The 583-nt window shown below is 76.0% G+C and carries 1 protein-coding gene; it reads left to right on the forward strand.

Annotated features, from left to right (window positions below; translation table 11 throughout):
* The first annotated feature begins 208 nt into the window (after positions 1–208).
* Positions 209–490 (forward strand): HPr family phosphocarrier protein, encoded by a 282-nt coding sequence (locus tag CCN37_RS38445; protein ID WP_086830277.1) that lies wholly within the window; start codon positions 209–211, stop codon positions 488–490.
* Positions 491–583 lie beyond the last annotated feature (93 nt).

Genomic DNA, 583 nt, shown 5'->3' on the forward strand with positions numbered 1-583 from the left:
CATGGGGCCAGCGTACGGCGGCGGGGGTGCGCGCGAACGGCGGCCGGGGTGCGCGCCGAGTACGCCGTCGCCGCGTCGTATCGTCGCCAGTAGAGCACCTGTCGCGCAGCGCGGAACACCGGTGCGTCCATGGCCCGCGGGGCCGGGGACCTGCGGCCGACCGTGCGAGACTGGTCTAGACAACCGCACCGACCCGAAGGGCAACACCATGGTTGAGCGCCGCGTCACCGTCGGCTGGGCCGAGGGGCTGCACGCCCGCCCCGCTTCCATCTTCGTCCGTGCCGCCTCCGCGGCCGGGGTGCCGGTCACCGTCCGCAAGGGCGACGGCAACCCCGTCAACGCGGCCTCCATGCTCGGCGTCCTGGGCCTGGGCGCCGGGGGCGGCGAGGAGATCGTCCTGGCGTCCGAGGCGGACGACGCCGAGGAGGCGCTCGACCGGCTGGCCAAGCTGGTCTCGGAGGGGCTGGAGGAGCTCCCGGAGACCGTCTGAACCGCCCCTCACGGCCCGGCGCGAGCCGACTGCCACCTGGCGGACGCACCACGCGGAGAGCCCCCGGCCGGACGGCCGGGGGCTCTCCGCGTG

It is taken from the genome of Allokutzneria sp. NRRL B-24872, from assembly GCF_002155965.1.
Taxonomy (GTDB): domain Bacteria; phylum Actinomycetota; class Actinomycetes; order Mycobacteriales; family Pseudonocardiaceae; genus Allokutzneria.